The following is a 15,229-nucleotide window of genomic DNA, read 5'->3' as shown; positions in this document are numbered from 1 at the left end:
AGGCGATCGCCGGATGGACATCATGGACGGATTGTCGGGCTGGCTGCGGCAGGTGATCGCGGTCATCCTGCTCGCCTCGCTCATCGACTTGCTGCTGCCGAACCGAACGATGCAGCGTTACGTGAGGCTCGTCGCCGGGCTGTTCATCCTGCTGACGGTGGCCGGACCGATCATGCAGTGGGTCAAGGGGGACTTCGGCAGCAGGCTGGCCCAAGGTTTGCAGTCGGTCGAGAAGACCCCGGAAGGGGCGGGCAGGCAGCTGGCCATGATCGAGGCCGACGGGGCTAAGCTGCGCGAGAGCCGACTGGCCCAGGCGGCCGATCTGACGGCGGCGAAGCTCGAATCCGAGATCCGGAGCGAAGTGGAGCAGGCCGGCGGCCGTCCGGTTCGCCAGGTGCAGGTCGATCTGGAGAAGGTGTCGGACGGCTCGCTCGCGGTCGCGAAAGTATCGATCGAGCTCGAGCCGGAAGCGGTCTCTGCAGGCGAACGGAGCGACGGCGCCTCGTCCGGGGAGATCCGGGACGTGGAGGCGGTGGCGGACGTAGAGATCGAAGTCAAGGTCGGAGGCGGGACAGCGCCCGAGAAGGAGTCGGACGGCGCGATTCCGGCAAGCGGAGGGACCGAAGGGGAACGGGAGCTCGACGGGGAGACGCGAAGAAGCGTGACCGCGCTCGTATCGAATCGCTTCGGGCTCGCGCCCGGCATCGTCGAAGTCAAGCTGCCGGACGAAGCATGAGTCAGATTAGGAGAGGTGTGTCATGGCGAAATGGCTGGAGCGGCTGGAATCCTACATCGGCGGAGGTTCCGGAGGACCGCGCAGGGTGAAAGCGTTCCGCTGGCTCGTGCTGATCGGCTTGATCGGCGCGGCGATGCTGCTCGCGGCTTCCCTGCTTAACGTCAAGCCGGTCGATCCTTCCAAAACGCCCAACTTCTCGCCGCCGAGGGACGAAGACGTTCCGCAGCAGGAGACGTTCCTCGGCGGCGGCGACGACAAAGGCGTCTCGACATTCGCCGATATCGAATCGGAGTTCGAGAGCCGGCTTAAAGGGATGCTGGAGAAAATCGTCGGAGTCGGCACTGTCGACGTTCTCGTCACGGTCGATTCCACGGAAGAGACGGTCGTGCAGCTCAACGAGAAGCAGATGCAGACGATTACGGACGAGACGGACCGCAACGGCGCCAAGCGGCATATCACGGACATCTCCAAGGACGGTCAGGTCGTGCTGTACGAGATCTCGTCGGGGGTCCAGTCGCCGATCGTCGTCAAGAAGATCAAGCCGCGGCTTCGCGGGGTGATGATCGTCGCCAAGGGCGCGGAGAGCGCCGCCGTCAAGAAGATGATCGCGGAAGCCGTGTCGGGAGGGCTCGACGTGCCGATCCATCGCGTCTCCGTCGTCCCCCGCAAAACGTGACGAGTCCACAAAATATCGAAGATTCCGGGAGGAATGGAACAATGAACAACAAACGCCAAACGATCTGGCTCGTATCGATGCTTAGCTTGATGGTCATTTTGTCCGCCTATTATTTATTCAGCGAGGACGCTCCGTCGACGAACAACGCCGCAGGCGGGCCGAATCAGGTCATCGAGGACGCCGGCAAAGTCGCGGCGACCGATCCCGACGGCGTCACCGTACAGCAGGTCGACCAGATGACCGACGAGCTGACGGACGCCGAGACGGGGGCCGTCGGCACGGGCGACGCGGTATCGCCGGAGGACCAGGAAGTGCTCAAAGGAATCGCCAACGCAACGGGCAACGACCGCCTCGAACAGATCGCGTACGAGCGGCTGAACAAAGTGAGCAAGCGGGCGGAAGAGCTGAGCACGGTGATCGGCAATACGAAAGTCACCCAAGAGGAAGCAATGGCAGCCGCCGAGGAATTGGGTCGTCTGGAAGACCTGGACGCCCGGATCACGAGCCTGCAGGAGAAGCTGCTGCAAGACTTCGACAACGCGGTCGTCGATGAAGTCGATACGAAGTTCAATGTCATCGTGCTCAGCGATAAGCTCGAGAAGACGCAGGCGATCGGCATCATCGATCTGGCGACGAAAGAGCTTAACGTAGGCCCCGATCGGGTTAGCGTCCAGTACGTGGAATGATCGGGAGACGGGAGCTGCGAGGGGCAATAGCGGAGGCGAGGCTGCCTCGGATGCGGATCTCCCGATCCGTCTCCGGGCAGCCTTCTTCGCGCTTGCGCGTCCCGGCGGCTCTCATAACCCTTTCCATTTCGAACGTTTATGGTATAATAATCCCGTTGTGGGTTCGAACAAGATCTGCGTTCGAGCATGCTTTCTTCAGACGGGGGAATCCCGAATCAAGGAGTGACCGAGATGTTTAAGTTGAGCGAAATCAAAGAATTGATCAAATTGGTGGACCAAACGAGCGTACACGAACTGGAAATCGAAAACGAAGGCATGCGGCTGTCGATCCGCAAACCGGGCCGCACCGAAGTCGTCAACGTGCAAGCGCCTTCCTTCCCTACTACATATTTGCCGTCCGCTCCGATCGCGCAAACCGCGCCCGCCGCGCCATCCGAAGAGGCGAAAGCCGCTCCGGCGGCCGACACGTCCAACCTGCACCGGATCGTCTCCCCGATGGTCGGCACGTTCTACCGTTCGCCGTCCCCGGACGCGTCTCCGTTCGTGAACATCGGAGACAGAGTTTCCGACAAAACGGTCGTGTGCATTCTGGAAGCGATGAAGCTGATGAATCCTCTGGAAGCGGAAGTCAAAGGAGAAATCGTGGACATTCTCGTGGAGAACGGACAGCTTGTCGAGTTCGGCCAACCGCTATTCCTAGTAAAGCCGGAATAACCCCGAGGAGGACTTCGCTTTGAAATTCAACAAAATACTGATCGCCAATCGAGGCGAGATCGCAGTGAGAATTATCCGCGCATGCCGCGAGCTGGGCATTACGGCGGTAGCGGTCTACTCCGAAGCCGACAGGGAATCGCTGCACGTGCGCCTGGCCGACGAAGCTTATTGCATCGGGCCGACCGCGTCCAAGGACAGCTACCTGAACCTGACGAATATTATGAGCGTCGCCACCTTGACGGAATGCGACGCCATTCATCCCGGCTACGGATTTCTTTCGGAAAACGCCGACTTCGCGGAGATCTGCGAATCGTGCAATATAACGTTCATCGGTCCTTCGTCCGAGGCGATCAGCCGAATGGGGGACAAGTCCGTCGCCAAGCAGACGATGAAGGACGCCGACGTTCCCGTCATTCCGGGCTCCGACGGTCTGCTTGAGGATTTGGACGACGCGGTTCGCGTCGCCCGCGAGATCGGTTATCCGGTCATCATCAAGGCGACGGCCGGAGGCGGCGGACGCGGCATTCGGATCGCCGATAACGAAGAGATGCTGATCCGGGAAATCACGACCGCGCAGCAGGAAGCGGAGAAAGCTTTCGGCAATGCAGGCGTCTATCTCGAGAAATACTTGACGGGCATGAAGCACGTCGAGATTCAGATCATCGCCGACAAGCACGGCAACGTGGCGCATCTCGGAGAGCGGGATTGCTCGGTGCAGCGCCGCCGCCAGAAGCTGGTCGAGGAGGCCCCGTGCCCGATCATGACGCCGGAGCTGCGCGAGCGCATGGGTCAAGCGTCCGTCCGCGCCGCGAAGGCCGTGAACTATTCCGGCGCCGGAACGATCGAATATTTGCTCGGGCCGGACGGCAACTTCTACTTCATGGAGATGAATACCCGCATTCAGGTCGAGCATCCCGTGACCGAGATGATTACCGGGATCGACTTGATCAAGGAAATGATCGCCATCGCCGAAGGCGAGACGTTGTCCTTCAAGCAAGAGGACGTCAGACTCGACGGATGGGCGATCGAATGCCGGATTAACGCGGAAGACCCGGAGCGCAATTTCATGCCTTCCGCGGGACGCGTCGGCTTCTATCTGCCGCCGGGAGGTCCGGGGGTGCGGGTGGACAGCGCGGCTTATCCGCAGTACGTCATTTCTCCGCATTACGACTCGATGGTCGCGAAGCTGATCGTATGGGCGCCGACGCGCGAGGAAGCGATCGCGAGAACCCGCCGCGCCTTGAGCGAATTCATCGTAGAAGGCGTCAAGACGACGATTCCGTTCCATCTGAAGCTGATGAACCATCCGATCTTCAACAATGGCACGTTCGATATCAAGTTCCTCGAGGAGCACGACGTCGGCCTCTAAGGCCGGCCGCCGCCGGTTTTCCGTACGCGGAACAAAAAAACCGGCCAAGCGTTTGTCATAATAATCCGGGAATGCTATATTTATAAGTAGTGAAGGCGGACGCTCGGACTTAAGCGAATAGGTCCGGGATATGGAGGTGGAACTGCGAAATGGAAATGATAGCCCCGGATTACGAAAGAACCGATCTCGGCACGATCGAGATCGCCCCGGAGGTCATCGAGGTGATCGCCGGTCTGGCCACCATCGAAGTGGACGGCGTCGCCGGCATGAGCGGGGGCCTGTCGTCCGGCATCGCCGAATTGCTCGGACGCAAGAACCTGTCCAAGGGTGTCAAGGTAGAAGTCGGTCAGAGAGAGGCTGCCGTGGACGTGTCGATTATCGTTCACTACGGCCGCAAAATTCCAGAAATTTCAAGCGAGATTCAACGCAACGTCAAACGTTCGATCGAATCGATGACGGGACTTAACGTCGTGGAAGTCAACGTACATATTCATGACGTTCACTTCAAGACGAACGAGAAACCCGAAGAAGAAGAATCCCACGCACGCGTCCGATAACGACGGAGCCGTACCCCGGTTACCGCGGCGTCGAGAACGGCTTCGGTCTGCGGATGACGGCCCTCTGACGAGAGTTTCCTGCGGGACAACTCTCGCAGAGGCCTTTTCGCGATCATAGCGCTTCATTGTATCTGGGAACAGGGAGGGCTCATTCGTTGATTAAAGTGTTGGACAGGCTGCTTCTGTTATTGTACAGTTTGGTGATCGCGGTCGCTTCTATCGTGGCGATCGTGGCCGCGAGCGGAGGATTTTCCGAGGAATGGCTGAAAGAGGTCGTATCCGATTTTACGGGCGACGTGCGCGTCGTGCAAGCTTCGGTCATCGGAGTATCGATCGTTCTGCTGCTCGTCAGCATTCGATTCCTGTTCGTCTCGGTTCGCAGGGACGGCAATTCCGCTCCGTCGATCAATCAACGCACGGAGCACGGAGACATCCGCATCTCGGTGGAGACGGTCGAGAATCTCGCGCTGAAGGCGGCATCCCGGACGCGGGGCGTCAAGGACTTGCGCGCGCGCGTGCGGATATCCGAAGCCGGGCTCGGCATTCTGATCCGGGCTTTCGTGGACGGAGACGGCTCCATTCCGGCAATGTCGGAGGAGATGCAGCGCACGGTTGCGCAGCAGATCGAGGAAGCGACGGGCATACCCGTGGCGGAGGTTTCGGTTTTTATCGCGAACGTGACGCAAGCGCCCGCTACCTTCAAGAGCCGCGTGGAATAGGAGGGGGGACCGCCTATGTGGAAAGCATGGTTGGAAACCTACGGCGGCAGAATAGCAGGAATCGCGGCCGGTCTCTTATTCGGCATTATCTATTTGATCAGCGGATTTTGGGATATGCTGTTTTGCGCGTTGCTCATTGGCATAGGTTATTGGATTGGCAAACAGAAGGACGAACGGCGCGGCCCGATCTTTCCGCTCGAGAGATTGACGGACTGGGTGTCTGACCGTTGGCCTTGGTCGCGATAATCCCTGCGAATGCACGGGATTTTTTGCGCGTTTATGGAAAAAATTATAGTCTGAATGCAAGGAACAGGGGACACGGCTTCAACGACACGAAACATTCGGGAGGACTCATGAAGCGCAGACTGGCAAGGGAAATCGCGGTACAAAGCCTGTACCAGATCGAAATGAACGGAGTGACCGGGCTGGAAGCCGTTAATACGGTGATGGACGAAGCCCGGCAAGACAATGAAATCGGTACCGACGTGGCGGAGCTCGGGAGCATCGACTCTTTTACGAGAGAGCTGGTGCAGGGCGTGCTGGACAAGCAGCAGGAGATCGACCAGCGCCTGGTCGTCTATTTGACGGGATGGCAGGTGGATCGGCTGTCAAGAGTCGATCGGCAAATTCTGCGTCTCGCCGTCTATGAAATGCTGTATCGGCAGGACGTGCCTCCCAAAGTCGTCATCAACGAGGCGATCGAGCTCGCTAAGCATTTCGGCCGGGAGGAGAACGGCAAGTTCGTGAACGGCGTTCTGGGCCGCATGATGAAAGAGAGAGAAGAGAACAAAACCGAGGAGAGTGACCGGAAGTGAGCGCACAACTGATCGAGGGAAAAAAAATATCCGACTCCATCCGCGAAGAGATCAAGCTGGAAGCGGAGCGGTTGAAGGGAGAAGGCGTGACTCCCGGTCTTGTCGTCATTCTGGTCGGCGAAGATCCGGCTTCGCAGGTGTACGTGCGCAACAAGGCGAAAGCCTGCGAGCAGCTCGGCTACTATTCCGAGGTCGTCCGCTTGCCCGCCGAGACCAGCCAGCAAGAGCTGCTGGGGCTGATCGACGGTTACAATCGCGATAGCAAGGTGAACGGAATTCTCGTGCAGCTTCCGCTGCCGAAGCATATTGAAGAGAAGGCGATCATCGACGCGATCGCGGTCGAGAAGGACGTTGACGGCTTCCATCCAGAAAGCGTCGGCAACCTGATGATCGGCGACGATACGCTGCTGCCCTGCACGCCGGCCGGCGTTATCGAGCTGTTGAAGCGGACCGGCAACAATCCGTCCGGCAAACATGCCGTCGTTATCGGACGCAGCAATATCGTCGGCAAGCCTGTGGCGATGCTGCTGTTGCGGGAACACGCGACGGTAACGATCTGCCATTCCCGCACCCCGAATTTGCCGGAGATCGCAAGGCAAGCGGACATTCTGGTCGCCGCCGTCGGCGTGCCGAAGCTGGTCAAGAAGGACTGGGTCAAGCCGGGCGCGGTCGTGATCGACGTCGGCGTTAACCGTCTTCCTGACGGCAAGCTGTGCGGCGACGTCGATTTCGACGACGTCCTGGATACGGCCGGCTGGATTACGCCGGTGCCGGGCGGCGTCGGGCCGATGACGATCACGATGCTGATGGCCAACACGCTGAAGGCGGCCAAACGCGCTCGCGAGTAGGGCTTCCGGGATGAGAGGAGAACCGGCGCGCGCGCTGACGATACGCGAGATCACCCGACTCATCAAGAACAAGCTCGAAGGCGATCCAGGGCTTCAGGACGTATGGCTGAGAGGCGAGATTTCGAATTTTACGCTTCATTCCAGCGGCCATATGTATTTCACGCTGAAGGACGAGAACTCCCGATTAAAATGCATCATGTTCGCATCCTACAATCAGAGATTGCCGTTCGCTCCGAAGAACGGCATGAAGGTGTTGGCGCGGGGAGGCGTCTCGGTCTACGAACGGGACGGCCAGTATCAGTTCTACGCGACGGCGATGCAGCCCGACGGCATCGGCAGCCTGTATCTGGCCTTCGAGCAGCTCAAACGCAAGCTGGAGGAAGAAGGGCTGTTTCGTCCAGAGGCGAAGCGGGCGCTGCCCCTTTATCCCCGGACGGTCGGGGTTATCACGTCGCCGACCGGCGCAGCCGTGCGGGACATCCTGATTACGCTCGAGCGCCGCAATCCGGGCGTGCACGTGCTGCTGTATCCGGTATCCGTGCAAGGCACCGGCGCCGCTCCTTCCATCGTCAAGGCGATTCGGGAGATGAACGAGCTGGGCGCGGCAGACGTGCTGATCGTCGGCCGAGGCGGCGGCTCGCTTGAAGAGCTGTGGGCATTTAACGAGGAGGTCGTCGCACGGGCGATTCGGGCCTCCGCGATTCCGGTTATCTCTGCCGTCGGCCACGAGACGGACTTTACAATCTCGGATTTCGCCGCGGACATTCGCGCGGCAACGCCAACCGCGGCCGCCGAGCTCGCGGTCAGGCATATTGGGGAGCTGCGGCAGGAGCTGGCCCATCTGGAGCAGCGAATGGCCGGGGCGCTCGGACGCGGGCTTGCGAGGGCGAAGGAGCGGTGGCAGCATGCGGCGCGTTCGCCTTACTTCACGCAGCCGAGACGAAGTCTGCTCGTGCAGGCCGAGCGGCTGGACCGGCTGAAGGAAGCGCTCCGCTACCGGATCAGGGAGGAACAGAGCCGGGCCCAAGAGCGCGCCACGCGGCTTGCGGGCAGGCTGCAGGCGGTTAATCCGAGGCAGCAGATCGTTCATGCCCGGCAGCGGATGACCGCAGCCGCGAAGGGGCTGGAGCTCGCGATGAACGCGATTGCGCGCGACAAGGCGAGCCGCTTCGACTCTCTGGTCAGGCAGCTCGATGCGCTTAGTCCGCTGAAGGTCATGGCCCGCGGCTACAGTCTGGCCTACGATGAGCAGGAGAAGAAGCTGATCCGTTCGGTTAACGAGGTTCAGCCGGGCGATCTCATTCGTCTTCGTCTTACGGACGGTAAACTGGACTGCCAAATCTGGGGAATACACGGGGAGGAGCAAGTCAATGGCTAACAACGGCGCGGGGAAAGCCGAAGCGGCCGGGGAGAACGGCGCGGCGGAAATGTCCTTCGAACTGGCGATGGAGAAGCTCGAGACGATCGTCGCCAAGCTGGAGAGCGGCGACGTGCCGCTGGAGACGGCGATCGAGCTGTTCCAGGAAGGGATGACGCTGTCGCGTCTCTGCGGACAGAAGCTGGAGCAGGTCGAGCGCCGCATCGAAATGCTCGTGGAAGGCGACGGCGGACTGCAGCGCAAGCCGTTCTCCGCGGGGAAAGAAGAGTAATTATCGGGCGCGATTCGGCATACATAGGTTTTGAAGAGCAGAGGGGTTATGACGTGAAGACTTCGGTGGATTTGCACACTTATTTGCAGGAGCAGCGGGAACGGGTGGAAGACGCGCTGCGCAACGTTTTTCCGGAGGATTGGCCGATTCCGGACCGGCTGCGGGAAGCGATGGACTACTCCTTGCTGGCGGGAGGCAAGCGCCTCCGGCCGATTCTGGCGCTGGCGTCGGCCGAAGCGGTGTCGGGCAGGGAGGAGACTTCCGCCAAGGCGCTTTCTTTCGCATGCGCGGTCGAGATGATCCACACGTATTCGCTTATCCACGACGATCTGCCGGCCATGGACAACGACGACTATCGCCGCGGAAGACCGACGAATCATAAAGTGTTCGGCGACGCGATGGCGATTCTCGCCGGCGACGGGTTGCTGACGCATGCGTTCCATGTCGCTTCGCGGGCTTCGGAGGCCGGCGTGCCCGCGGAACGCGTGCTTGCCGTCGTCCGGGAGCTGTCCCGCTACGCCGGGCTGCCGGGCATGGTCGGAGGTCAGGTATCGGACATGCTCGGAGAGCAGGGGATTACGTCGCTGGAGCAACTGGAGCATATTCACCTGCACAAGACGAGCGATCTGATTTCCTTCTCGCTGCGCTCCGGCGGCCACGCGGCCGAAGCGGACGATCGTCAGCTGGAGGCGCTGGGCCGATTCGGGCGCAACGTCGGCTTGGCGTTCCAGATCCAGGACGACATTCTCGACTTGACCGGCTCGGCCGATAAGCTTGGCAAGCCGGTGAAGAGCGACGAGCGCCAGCAGAAAGTAACCTATCCGTACTTGCTCGGCCTCGAAGAGAGTCGCAGACGCGTCTCAGAACTGACGCGCGATGCGGCCGACGCCTTGCTGCAAGCTGGGCTGGCGAAGCCGGACCGCCTGCTGGAGATCGCGGATTATTTGCTGAACCGGGATCATTAACGACGCGATACAAGGAAGCCCCGTACGGGACGGACGGCGCAGTGGGCGACGTTTGTCAGGTCGGGGCTTTTCGTTGCGGAATTTGGGCATTGAATCGGGGTTATGGTATAATGGGTCTATTATTGATATGGGGAAAGCGGGGAACATGACTTGCTGCTCGAGCGAATCGACAGTCCGGATGACTTGAAGAAACTAACGCTGCCCGAGCTTCCTCAGCTGGCGGAAGAAATTCGACACTTTCTCATTCGGAAGCTGAGCGTAACCGGAGGGCACCTGGCGCCCAACCTCGGCGTAGTGGAGCTGACTTTGGCGCTTCATTACCATTACGACAGCCCTAAGGATAAATTTATTTTCGACGTCGGGCATCAGGCTTACGTGCACAAGATGCTGACGGGCCGCCAAGACCGCTTCGATACGCTGCGCCAGAAGGACGGCCTTTGCGGGTTCGTCAAGCGCAACGAGAGCGAGCACGACGTATGGGAAGCCGGCCATAGCAGCACCTCTTTGTCCGCAGCGATGGGGATGGCTTTGGCGCGCGATTTGAAGGGCGAATCGAATCGCGTAGTCGCGATCATCGGAGACGGTGCGCTCACCGGAGGCATGGCGCTTGAGGCGCTTAACCATATCGGTCACGAGAAGCGCAAATTGATGGTCGTGCTGAACGACAACGAGATGTCCATCGCTCCGAATGTCGGAGCTATCCATAATTATCTGGGCAAGGTCAGGACGGAGAAGATTTACCGCAAGGCGAAGGACGAACTGGACTGGTTGCTGCGCAAGGTGCCCGCGATCGGAGGCAAGCTGGCCCGCACGGCGGATCGCGTCAAAGACAGCCTGAAATATTTGATCGCGCCGGACGGCATGCTGTTCGAGGAATTCGGACTGAAGTATTTCGGTCCCGTGGACGGCCACGACTTGAGCAAGCTGCTGGAGGCGTTCAAGCAAGCCGACCAGGTCGACGGGCCGGTGCTCGTGCACGTGCTGACGACCAAAGGGAAAGGCTATTCGCCGGCCGAAGCCGATTCGCATAAGTGGCATGGCGTATCCGGAGCGTACAAGATCGAATCCGGACAAGTGATCAAGCCGGTCGGTCCTCCGATGTATACGGAAGTGTTCGGCAACGCTCTAATCGAGCTTGCGGAGCAGGATTCCCGCATCGTCGCCGTTACGCCGGCGATGCCGGGCGGATCGGGCTTGCTGAAGTTCGCGGAGAAGTTTCCCGACCGCATGTACGATGTCGGCATCGCCGAGCAGCATGCGGGGACGATGTCGGCCGCGCTGGCGATGGAAGGGATGAAGCCCGTATTCGCCGTCTATTCGACGTTCCTGCAGCGCGCGTACGATCAGGTCGTCCACGATATTTGCAGGCAGAACTTGAACGTCGTGTTCGCCATCGATCGGGCCGGCTTCGTCGGAGCCGACGGCGAGACGCATCAGGGCGTATACGATATCGCCTTCCTGCGGCACATTCCGAATATGGTCATCATGATGCCCAAGGACGAGAACGAGCTGAGAAACATGCTGCGTACGGCGATCGATTACGACGGCGGACCGATCGCAGTGCGGTATCCGCGGATTGAAGGCGTAGGCGTCGAATACGACGAGCGGATGACGGCGATCGAGATCGGAACGTGGGAGACGGTTCGCGATGGGGACTACGCGGCCGTGCTGGCGATCGGTCCGATGGTTCAGGTAGCCGAGGATGCGGCGGACCTGCTGAAGCGCGAAGGCATTAACGTGCGCGTCGTTAACGCCCGGTTCGTCAAGCCGTTGGATCAACAAATGCTTCTATCGTTGGCCAAAGAAAGACTGCCGATCATGGTCGTGGAAGAAGGCGCGGTTCAAGGCGGTCTGGGCAGCGCGATTCTGGAGTTCTATGCACTTCAAGGCGTTCAACCGGCTTCGGTTCATCTGGCCGGCATTCCCGACTTATTCGTGGAGCATGCGACGGTGAAGGAACAGCGCGAGGAAGTCGGACTGACGGCCGAAAGCCTCGCCCAGCGCCTGGCTTCGCTCTCCGTGCGGAAGAGGCAAAGGGCCACCTGATGGAGAAAACGCAGACGACCAAGGAGCGGCTCGACCTGCTGCTGCTGGAGCAGGGATATTTCGAAAGCCGGGAGAAGGCGAAAGCCGCCATCATGGCCGGGCTCGTACTCGTCGGAACGGAGCGCGTCGACAAGGCGGGCACGAAGGTGCCGCGCGACGCGGCCATTACGGTGAAAGGCTCCGTGCATCCTTACGTGAGCCGCGGCGGACTGAAGCTGGAGAAGGCGATCAAGCATTTCGGCCTTGACCTGCGGGATGCGGTCATGCTCGATATCGGCGCTTCGACGGGCGGCTTTACGGATTGCGCCTTGCAGAACGGAGCCGCGCGGGTGTACGCGGTGGACGTCGGCTACAATCAACTGGACTGGTCGCTCCGTCAAGACGAGCGGGTTCAAGTACTGGAACGGACGAACTTCCGCCACATGACGGCGGATCAGTTGGACGGTCCGCAGCCGGGCTTTGCGAGCATCGACGTTTCGTTTATCTCGCTTAAGCTGATTTTGCCGGTGCTGGCCGAGATCCTCCGGAAGGACGGACATACGGTCGCTCTGATCAAGCCTCAGTTCGAAGCGGGCAGGGAACACGTCGGCAAGTCCGGCGTCATTCGGGACCCGGTCGTGCACGCGCAAGTGCTTCGGGACGTGCTAACCGTGGCGGAGGATCTGGGATTCCAGTTGCAAGGACTCACGTATTCTCCGATTACCGGGGGCGAGGGCAACATCGAATTTCTCGCCTATTGGCATCTCGGCTCCCCGTCTTCGGAGGAGGAGCCATCCGCGCCTGTCGCGATGGATCGGCCGCTCGAGGAGCTGATCGCGATGACGGTGGAGGAAGCGAACCGAACCTTCCGCCGCACTCCTTCATAAGAGAGCAATCGCCCGGACACCCGGAGCTGCCGAAGAACGGCCTGAGGATCGATCCGGGCCTGCGCGCATCTCCGGGTTTTTGCGCGAGCTTGGAGGAAATCGTCGTCCGATCTCGAAAAGGTAAAATAACGGATACAACTTGTCCAGACAGCGCGGCTCTCCGTAACGGAACGTTCGGGAGGCGGTTATGGATAGCGTAGGAGATTGGCTCATCATGCTGATTGCGGCTGGCATTATGGGATGGTGGGTGATCAGAAGGCTGGACCGTTGGCTGCACGAACCCCCCGATGCCCGTCTGCGCAAGCTTGCGACCGCTGGCGGCGTCGAAGAGGACGAGCACGTCGTCTTGCTGAAGGAGCAAGGCTTTCAGGTGCTGTCGGGCAAGCACCGCATTCCGCTCGGAGTGTCCGTGGACGACGGCGCGGTCATGCCGACTCGCCTCTATTTCGATTATTTGGCGGCGAAGGATAATAAATATTACTTGGTGAAGCTCGAACGGCCTAAACAGCCGCTCGAATGGACGGCCAGCGGCTTGCGCGAAAGGCTGCTCGTCTATGCGCTGTTGTTCCCGGATTGCCACGGTATCGTCATCGTGTTTCCGCAGCAGCGTCAAATCAAAACAGTGCGATTCAAAGTGGAGGCTGGCGAGAAATGAAAGGACAACGTCAACGCAAAATCCGTGAGTTGATCGGCTCAAGGGAAGTCGAGACGCAAGAGGAACTCGTGGAAGCGCTAAGCTTGGAAGGAATGCAGGTGACCCAAGCGACGGTGTCGCGCGACATTAAGGAAATGCAGCTGATCAAAGTTCCTCTGGAGGACGGCCGATACAAGTATTCGATGCCCCAGGACCAGCGTTACAACCCGGCCCAAAAGCTGAAGCGGGCGCTGCTCGATCACTATCTGGGGGCGGAATCGGCGGAAAATCTCGTCGTTCTGAAATGTCTGCCCGGCACGGCGGGGACGATCGCGGCGCTGATCGACGGCATGGATTGGCCGGAAATCATCGGGACGATCGGCGGCGACGATACGACGCTCATCATCACGAAGACGAAAAGCCTCGGAGAAGACGTGCTGAAGCGAATCAACGACATTATGCTATGACTTAAGACTAGACGGGTGCAGGGGGGCTTATCATGCTTCGCGAGTTAACCATCCATAATCTTGCCGTCATCGAGAGCGTATCCGTCGCTTTCCATTCCGGATTTCACGTCCTTACGGGAGAGACGGGGGCCGGCAAATCGATCGTAATCGACGCCCTGACCTTGGCGGCCGGCGGCCGCGGCTCCGCCGAGATGATCCGGCACGGCTGCGACAAGGCGGATATCGAAGCGGTGTTCGATCTTCCCTCCGGTCATCCCGTATGGGAGACGCTCGGACGTCTCGGCATCGAGGCCGATCGCGACGAGACGCTGCTGATTCGCAGGGAACTGCTGTCTCACGGCAAATCGTCGGCAAGAATCAACGGTCAGAGCGTCACGCTGACCATGCTGAAGGAAGTCGGCGAGCATCTGGTCAACATTCACGGCCAGCACGAACATCAATCGCTTCTGAAGACGGAGAAGCATCTGGAATGGCTCGATCTGTTCGCGGGCGAGGACATTCGCGAGGAGAAGTCGGCGTACCGCCAGCTGTATCAGCAGTATGTCGGAGTGAGCAAGGAGCGGCGCGAGCTGGAGGAGAAGTCGAGACAAGGCATGCAAATGCTCGACTTGTATCGGTTCCAGCTGGAGGAGATCGCGGCAGCCAGGTTAAAACCGGGCGAGGATGAATCCCTTGCCGACGAACGGCGCAAACTAGCCCATGCGGAGAAGCTTGCGGATGCCGTCACGGAAGCGTACGATCTGCTCTACGGAACGAAAGGCTTATCTGCTCTCTCGCGTTCCCTCAGCCGTCTGCAGGATATCGTGAAATTCGATCCCGCTGCGCTTCAGCCGCTCGTGGAACAGCTTCAGAGCGCTTATTACAGCGCCGAGGACGGCGCGTATCAGCTTCGCGATTATAAGGATAATATCGAATTCAATCCCGAGCGTCTGGCTCAGATCGAGCAAAGACTGGACGTTCTTCACGGATTAAAGCGCAAATACGGCGAGACGATCGAGGACATTCTGAACTACCGGGCCAAAATCCAAGCCGAAGCCGATCAACTCGACAATAGCGAGGAATTGCTCGAGAAGCTGACGGCTCAGGAAGCGCAGCTTAGGATCGAGCTGCAGACGCGGGCAGAGAAGCTATCGGCGATTCGCCGCAGCGCCGCCCGAGTGCTCGCCAAGCAGATCGAGCAGGAGCTGGCCGAGCTGCAGATGGAGCGTTCCATCTTCGAGGTCAAGCTCGGAACGGCCGAGCTGACGGTCTCAGGGACAGACACAGCGGAATTCATCCTGTCGACAAATCCGGGTGAGCCGCCCAAGCCGCTGGCCAAGATCGCGTCAGGCGGCGAGATGTCGCGCGTCATGCTGGCGCTGAAGGCGATTTTCGCCCGTATCGACGAAATTCCCGTGCTCGTTTTCGACGAAGTGGACACCGGCGTCAGCGGAAGGGCGGCGCAGGCAATCGCGGAGAAGCTTAGCTTGCTGTCCCGCCATT

18 protein-coding genes are annotated in these 15,229 nt (G+C 59.8%); all 18 read left to right on the top strand.

Translation table 11 applies throughout. The features are described from left to right. The first annotated feature begins 13 nt into the window (after window positions 1-13). Window positions 14-736 carry a stage III sporulation protein AF gene (locus ACESLM_RS02520; protein ID WP_372629700.1) on the top strand — a complete coding sequence of 241 codons (723 nt, stop codon included), beginning with the start codon at window positions 14-16 and terminating at the stop codon, window positions 734-736. 22 nt (window positions 737-758) lie between these two features. After that, window positions 759-1,412, top strand: a complete 654-nt coding sequence (spoIIIAG, locus tag ACESLM_RS02515) for a stage III sporulation protein AG (RefSeq protein WP_372629698.1) — start codon at window positions 759-761, stop codon at window positions 1,410-1,412. A 41-nt stretch (window positions 1,413-1,453) separates the two neighbouring features. Further along, window positions 1,454-2,098, top strand: coding sequence for a SpoIIIAH-like family protein (locus tag ACESLM_RS02510; RefSeq protein ID WP_372629696.1), 645 nt, complete (start codon window positions 1,454-1,456; stop codon window positions 2,096-2,098). Window positions 2,099-2,329: 231 nt separating this feature from the next. After that, window positions 2,330-2,812 (top strand): acetyl-CoA carboxylase biotin carboxyl carrier protein, encoded by a 483-nt coding sequence (accB, locus tag ACESLM_RS02505; protein WP_372629695.1) that lies wholly within the window; start codon window positions 2,330-2,332, stop codon window positions 2,810-2,812. A 19-nt stretch (window positions 2,813-2,831) separates the two neighbouring features. After that, window positions 2,832-4,181: an acetyl-CoA carboxylase biotin carboxylase subunit gene (gene accC, locus ACESLM_RS02500; RefSeq protein ID WP_372629693.1), complete on the top strand. Its 1,350-nt coding sequence runs from the start codon at window positions 2,832-2,834 to the stop codon at window positions 4,179-4,181. A 149-nt stretch (window positions 4,182-4,330) separates the two neighbouring features. Then, window positions 4,331-4,738, top strand: coding sequence for an Asp23/Gls24 family envelope stress response protein (locus tag ACESLM_RS02495; RefSeq protein WP_372629691.1), 408 nt, complete (start codon window positions 4,331-4,333; stop codon window positions 4,736-4,738). 155 nt (window positions 4,739-4,893) lie between these two features. Continuing rightward, a complete protein-coding gene (amaP, locus tag ACESLM_RS02490; protein WP_372629689.1) occupies window positions 4,894-5,457 on the top strand; it encodes an alkaline shock response membrane anchor protein AmaP in 564 nt (187 codons plus the stop codon). Window positions 5,458-5,472: 15 nt separating this feature from the next. Next, window positions 5,473-5,703: a DUF2273 domain-containing protein gene (locus tag ACESLM_RS02485; protein ID WP_094050926.1), complete on the top strand. Its 231-nt coding sequence runs from the start codon at window positions 5,473-5,475 to the stop codon at window positions 5,701-5,703. A 107-nt stretch (window positions 5,704-5,810) separates the two neighbouring features. Then, a complete protein-coding gene (nusB, locus tag ACESLM_RS02480; protein ID WP_094050927.1) occupies window positions 5,811-6,272 on the top strand; it encodes a transcription antitermination factor NusB in 462 nt (153 codons plus the stop codon). Beyond that, window positions 6,269-7,120, top strand: coding sequence for a bifunctional methylenetetrahydrofolate dehydrogenase/methenyltetrahydrofolate cyclohydrolase FolD (gene folD, locus ACESLM_RS02475; protein ID WP_094050928.1), 852 nt, complete (start codon window positions 6,269-6,271; stop codon window positions 7,118-7,120). Before nusB ends, folD begins: the two co-directional genes overlap by 4 nt. A gap of 10 nt (window positions 7,121-7,130) precedes the next feature. Next, on the top strand, window positions 7,131-8,498 hold the full coding sequence (gene xseA / locus ACESLM_RS02470) for an exodeoxyribonuclease VII large subunit (protein WP_372629687.1): 1,368 nt from the start codon (window positions 7,131-7,133) through the stop codon (window positions 8,496-8,498). Further along, a complete protein-coding gene (xseB, locus tag ACESLM_RS02465; protein ID WP_094050930.1) occupies window positions 8,491-8,769 on the top strand; it encodes an exodeoxyribonuclease VII small subunit in 279 nt (92 codons plus the stop codon). Before xseA ends, xseB begins: the two co-directional genes overlap by 8 nt. Window positions 8,770-8,822: 53 nt before the next feature. Next, window positions 8,823-9,734 carry a polyprenyl synthetase family protein gene (locus tag ACESLM_RS02460; protein WP_372629685.1) on the top strand — a complete coding sequence of 304 codons (912 nt, stop codon included), beginning with the start codon at window positions 8,823-8,825 and terminating at the stop codon, window positions 9,732-9,734. A gap of 150 nt (window positions 9,735-9,884) precedes the next feature. Then, window positions 9,885-11,780: a 1-deoxy-D-xylulose-5-phosphate synthase gene (gene dxs, locus ACESLM_RS02455; protein WP_372629683.1), complete on the top strand. Its 1,896-nt coding sequence runs from the start codon at window positions 9,885-9,887 to the stop codon at window positions 11,778-11,780. Next, window positions 11,780-12,646 carry a TlyA family RNA methyltransferase gene (locus tag ACESLM_RS02450; protein WP_372629681.1) on the top strand — a complete coding sequence of 289 codons (867 nt, stop codon included), beginning with the start codon at window positions 11,780-11,782 and terminating at the stop codon, window positions 12,644-12,646. Before dxs ends, ACESLM_RS02450 begins: the two co-directional genes overlap by 1 nt. Before the next feature lie 187 nt (window positions 12,647-12,833). Then, entirely contained in the window at window positions 12,834-13,301 is a 468-nt protein-coding gene (locus tag ACESLM_RS02445) for a hypothetical protein (protein ID WP_372629679.1), read from the top strand. Further along, window positions 13,298-13,747 (top strand): transcriptional regulator AhrC/ArgR, encoded by a 450-nt coding sequence (gene ahrC, locus ACESLM_RS02440; RefSeq protein ID WP_372629677.1) that lies wholly within the window; start codon window positions 13,298-13,300, stop codon window positions 13,745-13,747. Before ACESLM_RS02445 ends, ahrC begins: the two co-directional genes overlap by 4 nt. Window positions 13,748-13,779: 32 nt before the next feature. Then, a partial coding sequence (recN, locus tag ACESLM_RS02435) for a DNA repair protein RecN (protein WP_372629675.1) occupies window positions 13,780-15,229 on the top strand: 1,450 nt, incomplete at its 3' end.

This window comes from Cohnella sp. (assembly GCF_041641335.1).
Classification (GTDB): domain Bacteria; phylum Bacillota; class Bacilli; order Paenibacillales; family Paenibacillaceae; genus Cohnella.
Note: the sequence above shows the minus strand (reverse complement) of the source record. Positions and strands in the feature narration are given on the sequence as shown.